Here is a 21,652-nt window from a genome sequence, read left to right on the forward strand (position 1 = left end):
TTAATAGCTCTCTTTTGAAAACAATCCGGCTCGAAAGGCTCATCGCTATTCCCAATTTCTAGTCGTCTTTTGTTAACGTAAAGCGCTCTGTAGGTAGATATTTGTTTTGCTGCGCATGCAAATAACCAAGCATTTGCTCCCGTATCTCACAGGCCAGCGTCCATGCTTCTATAGGCCCTACTGATGAAACAGCGCCGCGCAGTTGAATGGTATTTTCGGTCACATCAACCACATACATTTCGGGTTCCGTTTTATTATCCCAAAGCTTATTGTCCTTGACCATCGATATAAATGCCTCTCGGATAGCGTCGATATCTGCGCCATAATCGATATATAAAAACACAGGACAGGTCTGATGAACTTCTGTATGCGACCAGTTTTCCACTCGTTCAGTGATTAGCTCACGCATCGGCACGATCAAGCGACGCTCATCCCATGTTTTTAACACGGCATACGTGTAACGCAGGTCTTCAACCGTACTAAAATTACCATCCATGATCACACTATCACCAATCCGCACTGGCTGCGTCACTGCCACCTGTACACCAGCGATGATATTCCCCAATATCGGCTGTGCTGCAATACCGATAACCACACCTGCGATACCCGCTGAAGTCAGTAACGTCTTGCCAAGGCCTTCCATATTGGCAAATTCACTAAGACCTATCCAGAAACTTCCCAAAATCATCGCGAAAATAAACACACGACGGAATATCGATACATAAGTACGGCGACGACGTTCTTTATCAAAATGCTCTGCAGCCAGATTCTCAATCTGCATGTCTTGATAGCGATTGGCAAAAAAGTTAATGATACGAATACCCAACCACATGGTACTAAATACCAGACCAATCCAAATAAGTGGACGAGTAGATGAGGCGACTGCATCTAAATAAGGAAAACCACCAGAAACCAAGGTAAAAACCAGTGAAAAACTGATGGCAAATGTTAATGGTACTGTCAGCTTGCTAACCAAATCTGCGACGCCGTTGGTACTGCCAACATACATGCTGTATTTTTCTTCATCGATATAATGATTGATGATTTTTGCAGTACCTTTACTCAGTAGCCAACCCATCCCCATGGTTAATAAAAAGAACAATATCAGCGCTGAAAACTCCCATAGCGCAATTCCAAAAAACTTTAGCTTTAACCAAGTGGGCAAATAACGCTCAAACTCGGCTGGATGATACTGCTCATAGAGATTATCAATATTACCTACTGTCTGCGCCGAAAACACCCAGACAGGGGCTTCATCCCCTACTCGTACTCGTTGCAAATAAATAGGAACACGGCGCTCGCGATAATCAACATAGCCAAGCTGAATAGAACGTCTGGCAATACCCATGACACTGCTATTATTACCAAGAGGTGGTTCAATTAAGCCATCGGGACGATCTGGCATATCATCGAATACATATAGCTCCTTTTCGGACAATAAAAAATCCAGTCGTTTTGTGAGATCAAGCGCACGACTACGTTGGCTTTTCTCATCAATCAAGTTCATATTTAGTGCGTAAGCGGCCAAATCATACTGCTGTTTCATTAATGCTGATTGAAAAAACTCTAAGGCTGCAAGCGGTGTTTCTAAATTAGCTGGCTCAGATAACGGTGGCAACCCTGCATTTAGTTTATCGAGAATATAGTAGCTCTCACTATATTCTCCGGTCAGTGCCGTATCCCCTTGTAGCCTGCCTGCCTGCTCTACTGCGTTACGTTCAGTAGGATCAAAGATCTCTTCAGTAATACCAGAAATACTAACACTTTCATCTTTAAGCGCATTGACTTGCTGAGCCGCATATTCAGAAAAACTATCAGGCTTACTAGGCGTTTGTTTTTCCGGCTCGCTCGCACTCTGTGCATTTTCACTATTTGCTGCATAAACGGGTGAATAGATGACATTTATAGCGACAATCAAAAAGCCCAACAGTACTTGCAGCACATGGCTTTGAAAACGATGTTTCTCTACATCTACTTGATGATTATCATCTGAGCGCAAAACGGCACAATGATGGTTCATAGGATTGTCTTTAAGTGTATTCATGTTTTCAAAGCCATCAGTCTACAAAAGGAAAGTATAAAAAATATATCGCTGCTGCTTTAACCTAATTCAGTAAGCAAAAAAAGCCAGCCTAAAGCTGACTTAATTTATTACGAGATTTGTAGCTATTTACCATATAGACGGCAAACATTATTTTAAGCGCGGCGCCATGTCGTGCCAGCACGGCTATCTTCGAGCTCAATACCCGCCTCTTTTAATTGCTCACGTATCTCATCAGCACGGGCAAAGTTTTTGTTGGCTTTAGACTCTGCACGTTCGATAATTAAACCATCAATAACCGCATCCGTTAGACCATCTTCTTCCTGATCACCAGTCACTGCTTGCAAAAACTGCTGCACTGGCTGCTGTAAAATATTTAACACCTGCGCCAACGCTTTTAGTTGCTGGGCTAATTGCCATGCGGTATCGACGTCTTCCGCCTTGATAGCTTTATTGATATCACGTGCCAATCCGAATAAGACGCTAATGGCCGTCGAGCTATTGAAATCGTCATTCATCGCCTTGATGAAGTCTTGACCAACCGCGCTATTATAAACTTCAGCCACTGAGTCTTCATTGATTACGATTGACTGTCCTTTTTGCTGCTCAGCCAATTTTAGTGCATTGTACAACCTACTTAAGCTATTATGCGCTTCATCCAATGCGCTATCAGAAAAGTTCACTTGGCTGCGATAATGGCTCGATAATAAGAAAAAACGCACCGTCTCAGGTAAGTACTTTGCCATGACATCGCGAATGGTAAAAAAGTTGCCCAATGATTTAGACATTTTTTCGCCATCGACATTGATAAAACCAACATGCATCCAGTTGCGTGCATACTCACAACCAGTCGCTGCCTCAGACTGGGCGATTTCGTTTTCGTGATGCGGGAACTGTAAGTCATGACCACCGCCATGAATATCAAAGGTGCTACCTAAGCACTTAGTCGACATCGCTGAGCATTCAATATGCCAACCTGGACGCCCTTGACCCCATGGTGATGCCCATTGCGGCTCGTCAGGTTTTGCCGCTTTCCATAGTACAAAGTCAAATGGATTACGTTTATCATTTTCAACTTCGACTCTCGAACCTGCCTGCATATCGTCCAGATTGCGCTTAGATAATTTACCATAACCATCAAAGCTATCGACGGCATAGTAGACATCACCGTTGTCGCCTGCATACGCGTAGTTGCCAGTGACTAACGTCTCGATCATGTCCTGCATATCATCGATATGATCGGTCGCACGTGGCTCAGCATTTGGCATCTCACAACCAAGCGCAGTCGCGTCTTCATGCATCGCTTCAATAAAACGCTGCGTCAACGTACCAATCTCTTCACCGTTTTCAGCAGCACGGGCAATGATTTTATCATCGATATCAGTGATATTACGTACGTAGTTCACGTCGTAACCCAAGCGTGCCAACCAACGAACGGCCATATCAAAACCGACCATCACTCGCGCATGACCAATATGACAATAGTCATAAACAGTCATGCCGCACACATACATACCAACCTGCCCTGCTTTGAGTGGTACAAACTGACGTTTGCTGCCAGTCAATGAATCGTAAATGGCAAGTTGGGACATCGCATCTGCAAGTGGTGTGGTCATAGTAAAAAAGCCTTGTAACGTAAATAAAATAGAGAAATGGGAAATCTCAGCCGCCGTGTATGAATAAGCCATACCAACGACTGTGACTATAAATCAGGAAAATAAAAATTCAGACCAAAAAACGTCGTGATATAAAACGTAACCCATTATCTTAGCGAAAATAGGCGTAAAATACTACAATGAGCGTGCAACTAACGCTATTCAATCATAAAAACCGTTAAGGATGTAAAGATGGGCAATCGCTTAAGCAAAATATACACACGTACTGGAGATGACGGCAGCACTGGTATGGCTGATGGCAGCCGCCTTAGTAAAGCGGACGATCTATTTAGCGTCATGGGTGACATCGACGAGCTCAACTCGCATATCGGCTTGGTACGTGCGCAACTAAAGCATAATAAAGGTCAATCTATAGAGAAAGAGTTCTCTGAAGCCCTGGTCATCATTCAGCACTTGTTATTCAATATAGGCGGCGAGCTTGCCATGCCAGAATATGAAGGAGTTAATGCCACTCATATTGAATGGTTAGAGCAGCAAATAGATATGATGAATGCCACATTGCCACCGTTAAAAGACTTTATTTTGCCAACAGGTTCTATATTGGTGAGTCAATTACACGTGGCGCGTAGTGTGTGTCGCCGCGCTGAACGTCAAGCTGTGATATTGCAACAGCAGCGTCCACAAGCGATTCGCAGTACTGCTGTCAGTTTTATCAATCGCTTATCTGATTGGTTGTTTGTCGCTGCACGCTTTTGTACAGACCCAGAAAAAGTCTCTGAGGTATTGTGGGACAGTCAAGCATTGAAAACGTTCACTGACAGTCAATAATACAAACTAAGTATTTAACAATAAATAGCTTAAACACAAAAAACCCCGCGACATGATTGTTGCGGGGTTTTTATTATTCAGCGACAGCAATTCGGTTTACTGGATATCGCTATCTCTTACTACAATGATAAATTAATAAGTCGCGCTGTTGTCTTCAATGATGACCATATCGATGGTTTCATCTTTAGGTACGGCTTTTGGTGTGGCGGGCTTGCTAGGCTCGGCAGCTGCTGCTTGGGTGTTTGCAGTCGAACTGCTCTGATTTTCAGCAGGTTTATTAATGGTTGGTGGCGGCGTAGGTTCAGTTGGGCGAATTGGCTCAACTGGCGTTACGGTTCTTGGCTGACGGATTGGCGCTGTTTGAGTCGTATCATTGTTCTGCGTTGCACGACGCTCAGCAGCGCGTTGGGCACGTTGCTCATCCATTGCAGTTTTAAATACAGAACCTGCCATTACATCTGCAACAACAGTAATCAAAGCAGGTTGACCTGCAATACGCGTACGCACTTGACCGCCTTGAGTACCGACGATGTAAGTGAAAGCGTCATCAACGAGCATATTGTTATTGATACGGATATTGTCTTGCGCTAAACGTGATTGTAAGCTTGGCTGATTATTGGCTGCTTGTACCTGACTGGCTTGATACAAGTCTTCACTTGGTAGCGTCATGCTGACACTTGCTTGACAAGTGGTCATGCCGTTCTCATTGGCTTGTTGCAAGATGGCAGCGTTTTGGACATCAATGACAACGCCATTGGTTTTTTCGCTAACCACACCATTGGCTAAACTGATTTCAGCATCATTTGCATAGTTGGCAGCCAATGACTGTGCTTGTTGATTGAGCGTATTTTTTAGAGCTGACTTAAGGCGATCTTGCACCATAGGATCATCACAGCTGATCGCAGGTGCAACGCTATTTTCAGCATCGACCGTCTCTTGTTCTGTTAGCTCTGCTTGCTCAGTAGTGTCTTCTTTATCTGAGCGATCACAGCCTGCAAGCGCCAAACCACATACCAATCCAATCCCAGCAACTTTATGCCACTTGCTCAAACTTATATTTGCTACGCTCATACTAACTCTACTCCCAATTTACAGGTTCGTACCGCCACTGACTGACAGTGTTCAACATTCAAATCGCAACGCTAGCTGCTACAGATATGAAAACCACATCATTATACGGTGTTTAAATCAAATGGTCATTAGTGTAGCCCATGGATATACAAATAGTGCCTCTCATTGTGGAAAAAACCTGGGTTTGGTTGCAAAAACATAACAAACATTCGCAGATTTGGTCCCTAAGAAGTCATATTTAAAAAAGTACGGATTGCATCGCAGTTTTTGTTAGACGTCATTGATATGACGCTATATGATTGGGCATAAAAATCATCAATAATTGGTGCATATGATAAATTTTAGAGATACGTTGTTATTAGGTCATCGAGGCGCACGCGGTGAGGTGTTAGAAAATACCTTTTCAGGCTTTCAATACTCTCAAAATCTCAAGTCAAGAGGCTTAGCAGGCGTAGAGTTTGATATACAACTAAACGCTGACGGTCACTTAATCGTATTCCATGATGACGATCTAGAGCGTATGTGCGGGCGACAATCACGTATTGATCAGTTAAAGCTCACAGAGATTCAATGCCAGTTGCAGTTTGGTCAACCCATTATGACGCTCGCAAGCATAGCGCCTGCGCTTAGTGGATTTAACGTTATTGAGCTTGAGATTAAAACACATAGCCGTACCAATTATGCGGTGTTGATTGCAGCGCTTCGGCAGGCATTTATTGATACACCTCTTGCCAACTTACCAGTTGTATTGACGAGTTTCGATGTTGAGTTACATAACCGTTTGCAACGTCACAGACTATTATCTCATATGCCTCGCGGCTTACTCATTCGTACGCCAGAAGCGTTGGCAAGCGCGACCAATACCGCATTGCAACTCGGCTGTATTCAACTGGGCATTCATTATCCGCTTTTGACCCAAGCTGTCATCAAGCATAGCCACCGTTATGGATTACCTGTAAGTGCTTGGACGGTCAATGATATTCCCACCATTGAACAGCTCATCAAATGGCAGACCGATGTCATCATTACGGATTTTCCAAGTCATTTGCTATTGCCTTAACCGATTTATCCGTACTTTTTTGATATTTAATCATTTTTTCGATAAACGCATTCTTTCCTACATATCTACCCTTCTTGTTACACTTCTCCTTCATGTCTGATAAGTCACTCGTATTTTTGATCAGTACATTCTATAATCCATACAAGTTATTGTTATTTAGCAATATTTTTATAGTGTATAAGTGTTCACTTTACACGCTTTTTAAGGTACTATGGTGGCTTAAATTAATACCGTTAGGGATATTATATGATTGCAAAAAAAGCACTTGGCTTACCGCTTAAAGGCTTACGTTTCGCTATCAAATCTGGTGACACGCTTGTAAAGACCGCCAGCACTCAAGTAACGCGTTTTAAAACTCGTTTTGATGAGAAAAAAGCGCAAATGGCGCTTGATGAGCAGCCTGTTGCCAAACGCAATTATGCTAAAGCTTCTGAGCAAGCGGATCTTTCTGCGCAAGAGCAAAGCATTGATATGCGCGAGTTTGAATTTACCAAAGCACCGATCAACTGGATTCCGGCGACTATCTTGGTAGCGACGCCTATTGCTGCTGCTATCATTACGCCATGGTACTTGTTCACTCATCAAGTGAGCGCACCTGTTTGGGGTGTATTTGGCGCCTTTATGGTATGGACTGGTATCAGTATTACTGCAGGTTACCATCGTCTAATGGCGCATCGTGCTTATAAAGCGCATCCAATTGTCAGAAACTTTTTACTGCTTGGTTCTACCCTAGCGGTACAGGGTTCTGCGTTTGATTGGGTTTCTGGTCACCGTACTCACCATCGTCATGTAGATGATCGTTTGGATGATCCGTATTCAGCACAGCGTGGATTCTGGTTCAGTCATATTGGCTGGATGCTACGTAACTACCCTAGCGGTAAGTTCGACTACAAAAACATTCCTGATTTGACTAAAGATAGAGTCTTACAGATTCAGCATAAATACTACGGTCTATGGGTAGTTGCCATGAACGTTGGTATGGTTGCCGCTGTCGGTTGGTTGCTTGGTGATGTTTGGGGTACGTTGGTTATCGCAGGCCTATTACGTTTGGTATTGACGCATCACTTTACGTTCTTTATTAACTCGTTCTGCCATATGTTTGGCACACGTCCTTATACGGATACCAACAGTGCTCGTGATAACTTCTTCTTGGCTATCTTTACATGGGGTGAGGGTTATCATAACTACCATCACTTCTTCCAATACGACTATCGTAATGGCGTGAAATGGTGGCAATATGACCCAACCAAATGGTTAATCGCTGGTTTATCAAAGCTTGGTTTGACTTCTGAGCTGCGTACTGTTGATGATACAACCATCAAGCATGCAGAAGTGCAAATGCAGTTTAAAAAAGCTCAGCAGCAAATCGATACAGCAGCAGTAAGCGGCATTGATCTTCCTCATGCGATGAAGAGCTTCCAAGACCGTATTAAGTTTGAATATGATGCCTTTACGCAGACTGTTGAAGAATGGCAAGCGCTAAAAGCAAAAACTATCGAGCTTAAGAAAACAGAGTTTGCTGATCGTTTGCATGAAGTTGATGATAAGTTAAAGCATGATTATGCCAAAATTGAACAAAAAATCCTTGAGCATAATAGCAATCTAAAAACCGCTTTCCGCTCTATTGGCGCGAACGAAAAAGCGGCTTAATTAACCTCTGATTTCATTATAATTTTGAAGCTTCTCCATCCCCCTATCCGTCCTAGATAGGGGGATTTTTTTGCTTATAGTTTATCGCTTATGTCATTTTAGCTACTTCTAATGATTTTATTATCATAATAAATGGTCAAATACATCGGCTAAACTGTGACGACCTCTAATCTAAAAACAATAACAATCTCGTCCATTAGAGTCAGTCAATTAAAGACAGAGGAATTTATTTTTTGGTTAGATATTACAAGAGACGGACAGAGTGCAACGATGCCATATGAGAGCTATGCTATAGTGACATTCTCACTTTTATATTTTAATGGAAACGGCCTGTATGCGTTATCAAAACACTTACGTCAACCTAGACACGCGCCTTTATCATGAGCAGCCACCGACGCCACTAGACAATCCTCGTGCCGGTCACTTCAATACTCAAGTTGCACAGCAGTTAGGCTGGGCCGACGACGAGGACCTGATGACCAATTGGGTTGAGATATTGGGCGGTCAATACGTGCCAGCTGACTTTAAACCATTATCGATGGCCTATGCCGGTCACCAATTTGGACAATGGGCTGGGCAATTGGGCGACGGACGCGGCTTGCTAATGGCGCAGGTACTCGATAATGATGAACAGCCACAAGACTTGCATCTTAAAGGTGCTGGTTTGACGCCCTACTCACGCATGGGTGATGGACGCGCAGTATTACGTAGTACTATTCGCGAGTACCTGTGCGGTCATGCATTGACCCAGCTTGGCATCCCTTCGTCTAACGCTTTGGGGTTTGTGGTATCTGATACGAGAGTGCGCCGTGAGCGTATCGAAGCAGGTGCAGCGTTGATGCGTGTGGCAGATAGTCATATTCGTCTCGGTCATGTCGAATGGATTGCCAGCTTTGCCCCTGATGTACTGGGTGAGTTCACCGACTATATGATTGACACTTATTATCCAGAATGCCGCGATAGCGAAACGCCTGTCTTGGCTTTCTTGACCGCAGTGGTCGAGCGTACGGCGCGTATGATTGCTGATTGGCAATTGATTGGCTTTGCTCACGGTGTCATGAATACAGATAACTTATCTATAACAGGCAGTACTTTGGACTTCGGGCCGTTTGGCTTTATGGAGCGCTTCAATCCTGCATGGATTAATAATCACTCAGACCATACGGGTCGCTATGCTTATCAGAATCAGCCTGCTATCGGGCACTGGAATCTAAATGTTTGGCTGCCACACTTTATGCGCCTAGAAGGTGTCACTCGTGAGACGCTCGCTGATTGCTTAGCACCTTATGAAGCAACCTTTATGCAGCACTATCAGCAAGGTCTGTGCCGTAAGCTTGGCTTACCGCATCAAAGAGAGAGTCTCAGCTTAGCCTTTGAATGGTTGACACTATTAGAAGACAATTTGCTCGACTATACTAATAGCTTTCGCGCCCTACTCGGTTTGGTCGCACCAGCAGATCATCCTTATGAGCAAAAGCTACTGGCTACTATGACCACTGAATTAAGCGGTGATGCGCAGCAAGTATGGCAAGACTGGTCAACACGTTATCTGGCACAGATCGAGAAGCTGCCACTTGAGCAGGCAGTTAACGACATGCAGACCAACAATCCTGTCTACGTCCTTCGTAATAGCATGGCGCAGCGTGCAATTACTGCCGCAGAGCAAGGCCAGTTTGAAGAAGTTGATCGGGTTTTTCGCTTATTAGCCAACCCTTATAGCGTGCAAGATATTGCTAGTGACTTAGATAGCAGTGCGCCTGCGCCTGATACACCGCAGATGTCCATTAGCTGCTCATCTTAGTAGTTAATCGCTTTAACACTTTTCAATTCTGTAATATTTTGAAACATTATGAAATTAAGGTTGATATCTAACCGCATTTTTTGGCATTATCAACGAGATAAATAACGAATATCATTTTATTATATTATTCGCACAATTCACCGTTGTTGACTAGGCAGTGAATTGGCAATAATGCTAGAATGAATATTTTAGCTAGTTTGCTTTTTTGACCTGATCTTTGATCGTCGACCATGATTCTGATGGTCGTGAGTCGTTTAACGTCTTTGTACCTTTCAGTTATTATCATTCAATGATCTTTGGAGGGTTAGACGTTGTTTTTTATCACCATTTAATTTATTCCAATTTATTCCAACCATGGCAATTATTATGAATGACGATACCACTTCGAATACGGATAACCTCAGTACAGAAAAAGAGCAGTTTGAACAAGCTGCCTTACATTACCATGAGTTTCCACGCCCAGGTAAAATTTCGGTAACCCCTACTAAGCAGCTAGCCAACCAACGTGATTTAGCACTCGCCTACTCTCCAGGCGTTGCTGTACCTTGTCTTGAGATCCAAAGAGATCCAAAACTTGCGTCTAAATACACGGCACGTAACAACCTAGTTGGTGTTATCACTAACGGTACTGCTGTATTGGGTCTGGGTAATATCGGTCCATTGGCATCGAAGCCAGTTATGGAAGGTAAAGGCGTTCTATTTAAGAAGTTCGCAGGTATTGACGTTTTTGATATTGAAATTGCTCAAAATGATCCAGATAAGTTCATCGAAGCGGTTGCCTCACTTGAGCCTACCTTTGGTGGTATCAACCTAGAAGACATCAAAGCACCAGAATGTTTCAAAATCGAGCGCGTACTACGTGAGCGCATGAACATTCCTGTGTTCCATGATGATCAACATGGTACGTCAATCATCGTTGCCGCAGCCATGCTAAATGCCTTGTTGATTACTGGCAAAAAAATCGAAGAGATTAAAATTGTTTGTTCAGGCGCAGGCGCAGCAGCCATTTCTTGCCTAGATATCATTTGCGCGCTTGGCGTTAATAAGAACAACATCATTGTTTCAGACTCACGCGGTATCATCAGTACTAGCCGCGAAAACCTAGACGAAACCAAACAGCGTTATGCTCGTGATATCACGGCTACTTCTATCGAAGAAGTCATGGACGATGTCGATATGTTCCTAGGCTTATCAATGCCAGGTACACTATCAGAAGATATGGTTCGCCGTATGGCAAAAGACCCTATCGTCTTTGCACTTGCCAATCCAACACCTGAAATCATGCCAGAATTGGCACATGCGGTACGTCCAGACGTCATCATGGCAACTGGTCGTTCAGACTATCCAAACCAAGTAAACAACGCGCTATGCTTCCCATATATCTTCCGCGGTGCATTAGATGTTGGTGCGACCACTGTTAACGAAGAGATGAAAGTCGCTTGCGTAAAAGCAATCGCTGCGATGGCACACGTTGAAGCTACTCCCACTACCAGCGCTAGAAACATCGAAAAGATGCAGAGCTTTGGTCGTGACTACTTAATCCCAGGCCCTCTAGAGCCAAACCTAATCATTGAAATCGCGTCAGCTGTTGCCAAAGCAGCGATGGATTCGGGCGTTGCCACGCTACCGATCGATGACATGCAAGCCTATCGTCAGCGTCTGTCTGAGTTTGTTTATAACTCAGCGTTTGTGATGAAGCCAATCTTTGCTCGTGCTAAAGCCGATCCAAAACGTATTGTGTACTGTGAAGGTGAAGACAACAACATCTTGCTTGCTGTACAAGTCGTCGTTGATGAGAAGTTAGCACAACCTATTTTGGTTGGTCGCCCTTCAGTTATCGAAGCCAATATTAAGAAACTGGGCCTACGTCTAAAAGCTGGCGAAAATATTACCATCGTCAACGTTGATGACGATCCTCGCTACAAAGACTACTGGCAGGGCTATTACGAGAAAAATAAACGCCGCGGTGTAAGCATTGAGCTTGCTCGTCGTGATGTTCGCCGTAAGACGACTTTGATTGGTTCTTTGCTGGTCGAAAATGGTGCAGCAGATGGCATGGTATGTGGCACATTTGGCCATTACCAATTGCATCTAAAGTACGTTGAAAGCGTCATTGGCAAAAAACAAGGTATGAACGACTTCTATGCGATGAATGCAGTACTCATGCAAGATCGTAATATCTTTATCGCTGATACTTACGTCCATGAAGACCCAACAGCTGAGCAATTGGCTGAAATGACTGTCTTGGCAACGGATCAGCTACGTCGCTTTGGTATCACGCCACGCGTCGCGCTAGTGTCTCATTCTAACTTTGGTGCTTCAGATCGTGCCAGCGCTGTCAAGATGCGTAAGGTTCATGAGCTATTGACCAATATGAACGTCGACTTTGAATTTGAAGGCGAAATGCAAGGTGACGCCGCGCTTAACGAAAATATTCGTCTAAACGATATGCCATCAAGCCCGTTAAAAGGTGCAGCGAACTTGCTTATCTTGCCAACCCTTGATGCCTCAAACATCGCTTTCAACCTGCTTAAAACAGCGACTGGCAGTGCTTCTATTGGCCCTATCTTATTGGGTACTAATAAGCCGGTACACATTTTGACGCCATCAGCGACAGCACGTGGTATCGTCAACATGACTGCATTGACCGTTACTGAAGCGCAAGACCTAGAAAACGAAAAATAGTCACACACCATACCCAGTATGAATGCACTGTATCGGTTCAATATAATTTGGATGCAAGGAAGCCGAGTGAAAGTACTACAAATAGTAGACTGAACGAGGCTGACACCGTACTCAATTTATAGAGGATTGACTATATTAAGAAGGGCTCTGTCATCCATTGACAGAGCCCTTCTGCTATACTAAAACCAGTCAATGCGACTTATAGAGCATTGGCTGTTTTTTTGATTCATAAAAATTGAGCTAGTGATATAAAGCTCAATAATAAGAAGAGGCTTCTATGCAAATTTACCTCGTAGGCGGTGCTGTACGCGATCGACTGCTCAAACGTCCTATCAAGGACAAGGACTTTGTCGTCGTTGGCGCTACTGTGGCAGAAATGATTGATGCAGGGTTTCAACAAGTGGGCGCTGACTTTCCTGTGTTTTTGCATCCGACCAGTCATGAAGAGTATGCATTGGCACGCACAGAGCGCAAGCAAGGCTCAGGCTACAAAGGTTTTAGCGTACATGCCAGTCCCGATGTCAGTCTAGAGGATGATTTGCGCCGTCGTGATTTAACCATCAACGCGATGGCAATCGAAGTTACCAGCTTAACTGACGACACCCCTATTGACGGACAAGTCATCGACTACTATGGCGGCCTACAAGACTTAAAAAGTAAGACATTGCGTCATGTATCCAGTGCTTTTAGTGAAGACCCATTACGTGTGCTTCGCACCGTGCGCTTCTATAGCCGTTACTACGATTTGGGGTTCACCATCGCGGATGACACTTTAACGCTGATGCGTCAATTGGTTGATACAGGAGAGCTAGCTCATTTGAGTGCCGAGCGTATCTGGCAAGAGTCAAGCCATGCGACTATGCAACTATCACCGCAAGTCTACTGGCAAAAAATGTTTGAAATTGGTGCACTCACAGAGTATTTCGCGCCTTTGCATCATGCTTGGAACAATGTCCAAATAAGAGAAACAGTGCAGACTGCATTATACTTTGCAGGACAGATGCATTTAAATTTATCGCAGCGCTGGGCACTGCTAATGACTAGCTTGACCTCATCATTATTTACTAGCGAAAACTCTGATTCTACGTCTAACGTATCGACCGCTATAAAAAATATTAACGCTATCGGTAATAAAGCCAAAGTTCCAAAAATACATACTCAGTTCGCGACTTTATTCGCTCAGCAAGCTGAAAAACTAAGCACAATAAACAGTCTAAATGCGGCTGAAAAAATCGATCTAATTCAAGCCTGCGGTGCACATAAGGAGCCTGATAAACTCTCTCAACTGCTAGTGTGCAGTCATGTGTTACAGCTAGCAAAACAGCATCGCCAAATGATGTTAGCACTAAACAGCTTTCACGCCATCGGTATGACCGACATTGCGCCAGACCTTAAAGGCCCCGCTATTGGTTCAGCCTTACGCCAAAGCAGGATTGAACACTTGAAAGCGCAACAATAATATAAACAAGCGCACTAGAGAAAAAAGTAGTATTGCTATGAACCAAGAACTTAATGCCTACCAAGCAGAAAATATGAATAACCAAGCGCCAGTGATGCTTGTCACAGGTAGTGCTAGGCGTATTGGGGCGGCTATTGTTAAAGCGGCTCATAGGCAAGGTTACCGCGTCATCATTCATTGTCACCGTAGTGAACAAGACGCTAATGACTTGGCTGACCATCTGAACGACATCCGTGCTAATAGTGCAAAAGTTATCGTTGCTGATTTAATGATAGTCAACGATGGTATGGCTTTAGACAGCTTTGTTAAAAATATCGTAGAGGCGTTTGGTCAGCTTGATGTATTGGTGCATAATGCTTCGCGGTTTTATCCTAGCCCACTCGGTAGTATCAATCATGCACAGTGGGATGAGTTGCTTTTAACCAATGCCAAGGCCCCTTTATTACTAAGCCAAGCCTTACTACCTTATCTAAAGCAACAACAAGGCTGTATTATCAGTTTGTTGGACATACACGCGCATGATAGACCGTTTAACAACTATACTGTTTATAATATGGCAAAGGCTGCGCATCGAATGATGGTACAGTCGCTAGCGTTAGAGATGGCGCCAGAAGTGCGGGTCAATGGGGTGGCACCTGGGGTCAATATTTTACCTGACCCTACTAGCGACCAAGCTATTGATAACGAGCAGCAACAAAGTATTATCAATGCTATCCCCATGCGGCGCATAGGCCAACCTGATGAGGTTGCTCATAGCGTACTATATCTTGTTCAGGCAAATTATGTCACAGGAGAGATCATCACCGTGGATGGAGGTCGTAGTCTAACCATAGCTGGCGGTCACCTGTAATACAAAAATATGGCTCAATAAAAAATATCTTGATTACTACCTATCTTTTACTTGAAAAATTAAAAAAATCAGGTATCATTGTGCGTCTAACGTTAGGGCCCATAGCTCAGTTGGTTAGAGCAGAGGACTCATAATCCTTTGGTCGTAGGTTCAAGTCCTACTGGGCCCACCAAATTCAAACCCTTACATTCATTGACTTGTAAGGGTTTTTTATTGTCTAAATTTCATGCAAGTGCACTGATATAATTAATTTTTTGATACTATCTTGATACTTTGACCCTTGTAGTAATTAAAGTATGATGACTACTAACACTGTGGTTATATACTGCTGCATGGGTGATATATGAAAGTTAAACTTACGAAAAAATTTATTGATTCAATAGACTATACCGCTAAAGGTACTGATATCTATATGGATGATGTATTAACTGGATTTGCGCTACGTGTAGGTAAGCAGTCTAAACGCTATACATTGCATAAGCGCATTAACGGAAATCTGTATAGAGACGAAGTAGAAGAAACGCATCTAATTACGCTAACCGAAGCACGTGAAAAAGCAAGCATAATGATGGCTAACATCAAAAAAGGCATGCATGTTTATGACGGGCTTCATGAAAACCTAGAAGACCCGAAAGATAAGACCAATAATGTGCCAACACTGCAAGAAGCTTATGACTACTTCAAATCAACAAAGACGAGCTTAGCTGAAGGCACTATTACCACTTATGACCGTCAAATACTACATAAGCTGAAAGACTGGCTAAATATCCCTCTAAATAATATTACCAAGTCAATGATAAGTGATAAACATAAGGAGATAAGCAAGCATAGCGAAGCTCAGGCTAATGCAACTATGAGAGCTCTGAGATCAGTTTGGAATTATTGCCGTGATAGCTTTTTAGATGATGACGAAGACTTTTTAATAAAAGAGCAACCTATACGTATACTCAATGCTAAGAAAGACTGGAATAGAGTTAAGCCACGTACCAAACATATTGAAGAAGAATATATAGGTATTTACCTTAAAACGCTTTTAAATTATGTTGATAGAAGCTCACACATGCAAGCGCCCCATAGCAATAATGCACGAGATATCATGCTATTTTTTATGTTTACTGGTGTGCGTTTAAACGAAGCGCAGTCTTTAAAGTGGTCTGACATCGACCTTAAAGCTGGCAGGATAGTATTCAAAGATACCAAAAACGGTTCTGATTATCATATGCCTACTAGTAATATTTTACAGGCCCTACTCGAAGAAAGGTGGAGAATGAGTTCTGGTAAGCAATGGGTATTTCCAAGTGACTTGCAAGCCAGCGATGATCATATTAAAGACTTAAGTGGTAGTTATAAGGCCATAGGTAATCAAGCAAACCTATATATTACACCTCATGACTTGCGTCGTACTTTTGGAACAGTAGCCAATAGCTTGAACATCAGCTATCCCGTCCTTAAACGATTGCTCAATCATCGTGAGGCTAAATCAAGCGATGATGTTACCCTACAGTATGTTCAAGTGTCACAGCGGCAACTACGAGACGCTTTAAACTCAATAGAGTCTTTCTATTGTCAGCATGCTGGCATGACACAAAGCAGCTTCACAAAAATACTTATATAGAGCAATGCTACAATTCTCATTATATTTATATATAGACCAAACCTATTTCATAGCTTTGAAAACCTCACTATAGTCAGTTCAATATAAAAGAGGGACGTTCAAAATAGCGTTCTGCTGGGATAAATTTTCCTCGCTTGCTTGCTGTGCGCTTCGCACTCCAGAAGCTTCGTAAAACTTATCCCAGAAGCACTGTATTCTTTTTAAATTGAATCGACTATAACACCATTAACAAATACCCCAGATATTTCAGTACACCTGATGAAGCGTAATAATTATCTGTCATCGCTAAATTCTTATCAGAACATTTACGCTTTTTCTGCACTACCCTTACCTCATAGCCATGAAAATTTTCACGACTTCCAATTCTTACTTTCCTATCAATGCCTAGTTTCTTTTTTAGGTCAACTACAGCTTGTTCGCTAGATGCTCTAATCTGCCAATGTGATGAGTCGATAAGCTGACACCCGAACTCCATAAACTCCTTAAGAATCTCTAACTGATCAGACTTGATGCCAAACTGCATTGATGACGTTTTAAAGTTATGTTTATGTGCAAATATCTCAATAAACATTCTCAACTGCTCAGGATTCTTTATGGACATCTGATAAGCTCTATCCAAAGCTCTAATCGTTACCTCCTGATTTTTACTACCTTTAGGTGCACCCAGTAATAGCCTGTCATCGTCGAACAACTCACTAGCGCGCAGATATAAATATTTAGATTCATTTAAACTTATACCATGTCTAATAGCAATCTCAGGTAACATCTTATCTCGAGAGTTTATGCTTAACTCCTGCAACTCCTCTAAAAAACCTATGACGTCCGCATATTTAGGGTGAATGAAAATTGACTTTTGAATAGATTCTTTCGATCCATTCAAATTACCGTTTAACAGCTGCTGGTTAGCATTCTTATCAGTTCCATCTATATTCTTAAATAATGGTGTTTTATTAACAGCTATTTTTTTAAGCAAATATGGTCTTATCTTATTTAACTGCACAGTCTTTGTCGTTGCATCATAAGCAGTTTTGTCTTGTCTATGGATAGCAGAGTAACCAAGTCCTGTTGTTAGCTCTAAAACTGTTATAGGTAGTTCTAAGCAAGCGTTACTGAGCTGCTCCCCTGCCAGCAGATGCGCAATGTGGATGTAGTGCTCAAATGTTGTGTCGCATGTTAAATGCCCTGCAAGGCTAGCCAGCCCAACCCAAGAACCTTGATTCTTGTGATAACCAAGAATGCCTTTGATTATTCTCTCACACTGCTCATTATCATAATCAGTCATTACCTGTGCCAATGGCGATTTACTTAGTACTAACGCCAGCTGACTAATAGCAGTATGCCTAAAGCTATGAAATGTGAGGTCATGCTTTCCTAGCAATCTATCCCAAATTAACTTCATGAGATTGCTAAAAAAAACACTGGGTAACGGCTCATCACCTGAACCTTGAGAAAATAAGTAACGACGCTTCAATCTTTTCTGCTGACGATATAACTGAGTAAATTGTTCTAGCTCGTCTTTCTTAAGTAGGCTGTTAATCGGTATAAGGCGGCTTGCGCTGCTACTTTTCAATCTCCGATAGCGATTTGGTCTTAACCATATTTGCGGCTGCTCTATTCGTTGTCCATGCTCATCAATATAGATGTCAGCTATATCACGAACTTTAACACCGATAAGTTCTTTGATTCGCATTCCTGTCCGGTACGCAAGACTCAAAACTACTAAGCACAGGTTTTTCTGCTCATCGTCTAAATCTGAGGTGACCAAATACTCTTTCATCGTATGATATATTCGAAGTGATATCATGTTCGCTTTCACAACCTGACGTTTATTACCCCACGGAAAATATACATATGGGGCATCACAAAACTCTTTTTGATAATCATGAAACGCTTTCAACCGACCGTAGGTAAACTTCTGAGTATCTTTAAGTTTATCTAAATATGAAACTTTGTTTTTCTCTACAATCTCACTAGTTGAGACGTTGATAATACTTTGACTTAACTCATCATCTAAAAGACTAACTAATTTGTCATCTGTATTTAGATCATCTTCATGAAAACCTGAGTCTTTGTGCAAAATAGATCGCTTTCTTCCATCCTTAATCTTACTTTGAATAATCTCTTCATATACAGCTTCAAAGTCCTCGTTAGACCCTTCGTCGAGATTTTCATCCATCGTTAGCATAAGCCAATCCCGACCAATACATCCCACGTATTTACTGATGGTATCCAACCTATTACTACTATCACTCAACAAGCTCTTTACCCACCCTAAAAGACGCATGGCATTAGGTTGAGTAAACTCCTGCTGCAACAGCTCTAGTTGCACAATAGCTGAGGCTTTACTGCCCTTAAGGGCATCTTGAACTTCTTTAATCAGATTTTTACTAAAGCTTGGATATTCCCTACTGTTGGTACTTTTTTTGTCTGATCCTGAAAAGCTTGCTACAAATAACTCTGACCAAGTGAGCGGCTGTGGATTTGATTTAATCACCTCTTGATTATAATTAATAAGCTTATTTGTAGTTAAGCCAGTCGTTTTAATTTTTCCCTGTCTAACAATAGACAGCGCACTATCTATATCGGCACCCTTCATCTGCCGCCAATGATATTCAGCATATTTAATTAACTGCGATAAATGAGGTTTACTTTTGTCTTTATTCTGTAATTTTAGCCTCTTACAAATATCACTGATAATGGTTTCAAACGATTTTACACCTTCTCTGTTCAGCTTTTTATCTTTCAGCGCATATAAAAAGCAAAGTGTCATATCGTCAGGTATGTACTCTACATAGCGCTGTAAGCTTGTAGTAGATACATTCTTTAAAATATGACCTTGCGTATGAGAACAACCATAATTGTCATCATCAATACTTAGCAAGATTAGCGCTAAATGTTTACTGCTGGCATTAGAGCTTGATGATTTATCGGTTTTTGGTAGGTGAACGTGATATATATCACGTTCACCTAGCATCCACTGATAGAGTGTCTTTAATGCGTCTACGTCATTCAATCCCCCATACATCACGCTACAGTAGAGCGCTGACTCAATCAAATCATTGTTTGAGAACCTTCTTTTTCGTTGCCACATTTCAATCATTTTCTGGCTAGCAAGGCTTACTTGAGCACCATTTACCATCCAATCATAGGATATTGTCAAATGATCACGCTCTGCTATGACTGGCACAACTGGTTCATCCAAACTCAGTTCATGAGCTTTGTTGTAACTCCGTATGTATTCTAAAAACCCTTGTCTGGCTAAATAATAGCTATGTGCCGTATCAAAATGCACCTCAAGTATGCTACCAATGGTTTGATAGTATTCAGTTAGGTCTTTTCCTGTGGGTATCTGATTATCATCAACATACGCAGCTATCAAAGCTTTCGCCTCATTTTTGATACTTTCATGACTCTTGCTTTTATTTTCTTCTCTTAACTGATGGGCAACGGCATTATCCATATATATTTACCTCAACTTGTCGTAGGTTAAGCTCAACTGCAACTTTATCTAAGTCAGCGGATAATTCTTTTAGCTCATTAATGGATAATGACGACATTGGATGCATAGCCTCCTGATCTGGATGTTCATGGCCATATAAGGCGCAGATCAAATGCTCAGGAGACCTATTCGTGAGTAGTGAGCGTAATTGATGTCTTAGCCAGTTATCTTGATGACTAAAAAAATGTTTTATCTGGTAGCGGACCTTACTAGGCGTAATACCGGTAAACCCTTTTGGATTTTGGCTAAATAGCTGAATGAGTGGCTGACTAGAGTTCAAAATTTTATTTATAGGAAATTGATCATTGGGATATATAGAATTATGCATAACCGCAAATTGCTTGATATATTCAATATAATTTTGAATCGCTGTGATTAAGAAATCACTCAGAGGAATAAGCCTTCCCTGTCCTTGTCCCTGGCGTTCTTCTTTATCCGACACCCATAACAGCCTTTGCCTAACATCAAATTGATTTAAAAGCCCGGGCGCGTGCTTTACGGGTCTAATTCCAGTCTGAATAAAGATGATGTGCCATAGCCAGACACCATAAGCATTAAACTGCTCAATATAACGGTCCTGCCTTATGCTTAAGTTACGCTTTAATCGATCGTTATAACTCTCAGCTGCCTCAGCAAGCTCATCAAAAAACTTTTGACAGATATCAGCATTCAAAGTCATGTCACTACCGATATATTTTTTATACCGATTGCTTTTTGTGCTAGAAATACTAAGCTGTCGCAGCTCACCTTGGCTGGCCACAGTACAGTATTTGGTCAATAGCTGTATAGCGCTGTAGTAGGTCTTCTCTAAGCTTATCGTCTCAATACTGGTGTAATACAAGGGCGAGCTGTGCTTCACATCAACCCCAGTAATCATGTCGGCATGTAAAGGCTCTTGCAGCTTATTCTTTATAACTGTATATAAACAAGCGTCAATATGCTGATTCGATAATGCTGGTAAGTCCAGTTGCATTTTTAAACTTGCCAGCACTTCAGAGACTTCATTGCTATCCACAAAAAATCTATTTTCAATAACTGCTTGCAGTCTAGCTGGCAGAGGTAATTTAAATTCATTATCGTGACTCTGACGATGCGGCAATAAGTGGCTTCTACGATTTGAAGTTACGTTAATAGTATTACTCATAGCATAACTATCAGCAGCCGAACCGCTCTCATGACTCAACCACTTGCGCTGACTTTTATCTAATGCCAGCTCATAAATCACGTCTTGGATCTTCCGGCCACTTAGCATTGATAGCAATATAACGGCATAAATCTGACACTGTTTATAGCTAACAACGACAAAAAGCTGCCATAACCGAGCAAATAGCATTTGATAGCTCAGTAGACTTAGTTGACGTAGATTGGTAGGGAAATGAAACTGATTACGGCGGGCATGTCGATAGTTGTTTTTTAGCTTCCATTGCTGCAACTCTGAGGATTTAGCGGTTGTCCTGGAAGGCTTAAAGTCATTGTC

The 21,652-nt window shown here is 42.1% G+C and carries 13 protein-coding genes and 1 tRNA gene; 9 read left to right on the plus strand and 5 right to left on the minus strand.

All coding sequences use genetic code 11. From position 1 onward, the window contains the following. Positions 1-58: 58 nt before the first annotated feature. Both SJY28_RS11260 and cysS read right to left on the minus strand, forming a co-directional pair. Entirely contained in the window at positions 59-2,044 is a 1,986-nt protein-coding gene (locus SJY28_RS11260) for a mechanosensitive ion channel family protein (RefSeq protein WP_379544512.1), read from the minus strand. Between the two features lie 152 nt (positions 2,045-2,196). Continuing rightward, on the minus strand, positions 2,197-3,657 hold the full coding sequence (gene cysS / locus SJY28_RS11265; protein ID WP_379544513.1) for a cysteine--tRNA ligase: 1,461 nt from the start codon (positions 3,655-3,657) through the stop codon (positions 2,197-2,199). 231 nt (positions 3,658-3,888) lie between these two features. Between cysS and SJY28_RS11270 the strand changes: the two genes are divergently transcribed. Further along, a complete protein-coding gene (locus tag SJY28_RS11270) occupies positions 3,889-4,485 on the plus strand; it encodes a cob(I)yrinic acid a,c-diamide adenosyltransferase (RefSeq protein ID WP_057760540.1) in 597 nt (198 codons plus the stop codon). Positions 4,486-4,617: 132 nt separating this feature from the next. Here the strand turns inward: SJY28_RS11270 and SJY28_RS11275 are convergent, their stop codons facing one another. Then, positions 4,618-5,556 (minus strand): hypothetical protein, encoded by a 939-nt coding sequence (locus SJY28_RS11275; protein WP_201548627.1) that lies wholly within the window; start codon positions 5,554-5,556, stop codon positions 4,618-4,620. Between the two features lie 331 nt (positions 5,557-5,887). On the opposite strand from SJY28_RS11275, the gene SJY28_RS11280 reads away from it, so the two are divergent. The 8 genes from SJY28_RS11280 to SJY28_RS11315 all read left to right on the plus strand — a co-directional run bounded on the left by SJY28_RS11280 (position 5,888) and on the right by SJY28_RS11315 (position 16,676). After that, complete coding sequence (locus SJY28_RS11280; RefSeq protein ID WP_379544514.1) at positions 5,888-6,616, plus strand: glycerophosphodiester phosphodiesterase; 729 nt, start codon at positions 5,888-5,890, stop codon at positions 6,614-6,616. A gap of 471 nt (positions 6,617-7,087) precedes the next feature. Further along, the gene (locus SJY28_RS11285) at positions 7,088-8,266 is read left to right on the plus strand and encodes an acyl-CoA desaturase (protein ID WP_379544993.1); all 1,179 of its coding nucleotides are present in this window, start codon (positions 7,088-7,090) and stop codon (positions 8,264-8,266) included. 334 nt (positions 8,267-8,600) lie between these two features. Next, on the plus strand, positions 8,601-10,067 hold the full coding sequence (locus tag SJY28_RS11290) for a YdiU family protein (protein ID WP_379544515.1): 1,467 nt from the start codon (positions 8,601-8,603) through the stop codon (positions 10,065-10,067). 366 nt (positions 10,068-10,433) lie between these two features. Continuing rightward, positions 10,434-12,752, plus strand: coding sequence for an NADP-dependent malic enzyme (locus SJY28_RS11295; RefSeq protein WP_160021186.1), 2,319 nt, complete (start codon positions 10,434-10,436; stop codon positions 12,750-12,752). 277 nt (positions 12,753-13,029) lie between these two features. Next, positions 13,030-14,211: a tRNA nucleotidyltransferase gene (locus SJY28_RS11300; RefSeq protein WP_379544516.1), complete on the plus strand. Its 1,182-nt coding sequence runs from the start codon at positions 13,030-13,032 to the stop codon at positions 14,209-14,211. A 37-nt stretch (positions 14,212-14,248) separates the two neighbouring features. Beyond that, a complete protein-coding gene (locus tag SJY28_RS11305; protein WP_379544517.1) occupies positions 14,249-15,061 on the plus strand; it encodes a pteridine reductase in 813 nt (270 codons plus the stop codon). A gap of 95 nt (positions 15,062-15,156) precedes the next feature. Further along, positions 15,157-15,233: transfer RNA gene (locus SJY28_RS11310), tRNA-Ile, on the plus strand. Between the two features lie 171 nt (positions 15,234-15,404). After that, on the plus strand, positions 15,405-16,676 hold the full coding sequence (locus SJY28_RS11315; protein ID WP_379544518.1) for a tyrosine-type recombinase/integrase: 1,272 nt from the start codon (positions 15,405-15,407) through the stop codon (positions 16,674-16,676). Positions 16,677-16,890: 214 nt separating this feature from the next. Here the strand turns inward: SJY28_RS11315 and SJY28_RS11320 are convergent, their stop codons facing one another. Both SJY28_RS11320 and SJY28_RS11325 read right to left on the minus strand, forming a co-directional pair. Continuing rightward, positions 16,891-20,136, minus strand: coding sequence for a tyrosine-type recombinase/integrase (locus SJY28_RS11320; RefSeq protein WP_379544519.1), 3,246 nt, complete (start codon positions 20,134-20,136; stop codon positions 16,891-16,893). Further along, entirely contained in the window at positions 20,129-21,508 is a 1,380-nt protein-coding gene (locus SJY28_RS11325) for a hypothetical protein (RefSeq protein WP_379544520.1), read from the minus strand. The genes SJY28_RS11320 and SJY28_RS11325 overlap by 8 nt, the downstream gene beginning before the upstream one ends. Positions 21,509-21,652 lie beyond the last annotated feature (144 nt).

It is taken from the genome of Psychrobacter sp. R86515 (assembly GCF_042466315.1).
In the GTDB taxonomy this organism is placed as follows: Bacteria; Pseudomonadota; Gammaproteobacteria; order Pseudomonadales; family Moraxellaceae; genus Psychrobacter.

Excerpts from the sequence above, each read along its gene's own strand:
- SJY28_RS11260 (WP_379544512.1), bottom strand. The coding sequence starts at position 2,044 with ATGAATACACTTAAAGACAATCCTATGAACCATCATTGTGCCGTTTTG.
- cysS (WP_379544513.1), bottom strand. The coding sequence starts at position 3,657 with ATGACCACACCACTTGCAGATGCGATGTCCCAACTTGCCATTTACGAT.
- SJY28_RS11270 (WP_057760540.1), top strand. The coding sequence starts at position 3,889 with ATGGGCAATCGCTTAAGCAAAATATACACACGTACTGGAGATGACGGC.
- SJY28_RS11275 (WP_201548627.1), bottom strand. The coding sequence starts at position 5,556 with ATGAGCGTAGCAAATATAAGTTTGAGCAAGTGGCATAAAGTTGCTGGG.
- SJY28_RS11280 (WP_379544514.1), top strand. The coding sequence starts at position 5,888 with ATGATAAATTTTAGAGATACGTTGTTATTAGGTCATCGAGGCGCACGC.
- SJY28_RS11285 (WP_379544993.1), top strand. The coding sequence starts at position 7,088 with ATGCGCGAGTTTGAATTTACCAAAGCACCGATCAACTGGATTCCGGCG.
- SJY28_RS11290 (WP_379544515.1), top strand. The coding sequence starts at position 8,601 with ATGCGTTATCAAAACACTTACGTCAACCTAGACACGCGCCTTTATCAT.
- SJY28_RS11295 (WP_160021186.1), top strand. The coding sequence starts at position 10,434 with ATGAATGACGATACCACTTCGAATACGGATAACCTCAGTACAGAAAAA.
- SJY28_RS11300 (WP_379544516.1), top strand. The coding sequence starts at position 13,030 with ATGCAAATTTACCTCGTAGGCGGTGCTGTACGCGATCGACTGCTCAAA.
- SJY28_RS11305 (WP_379544517.1), top strand. The coding sequence starts at position 14,249 with ATGAACCAAGAACTTAATGCCTACCAAGCAGAAAATATGAATAACCAA.
- SJY28_RS11315 (WP_379544518.1), top strand. The coding sequence starts at position 15,405 with ATGAAAGTTAAACTTACGAAAAAATTTATTGATTCAATAGACTATACC.
- SJY28_RS11320 (WP_379544519.1), bottom strand. The coding sequence starts at position 20,136 with ATGGATAATGCCGTTGCCCATCAGTTAAGAGAAGAAAATAAAAGCAAG.
- SJY28_RS11325 (WP_379544520.1), bottom strand. The coding sequence starts at position 21,508 with ATGCTATTTGCTCGGTTATGGCAGCTTTTTGTCGTTGTTAGCTATAAA.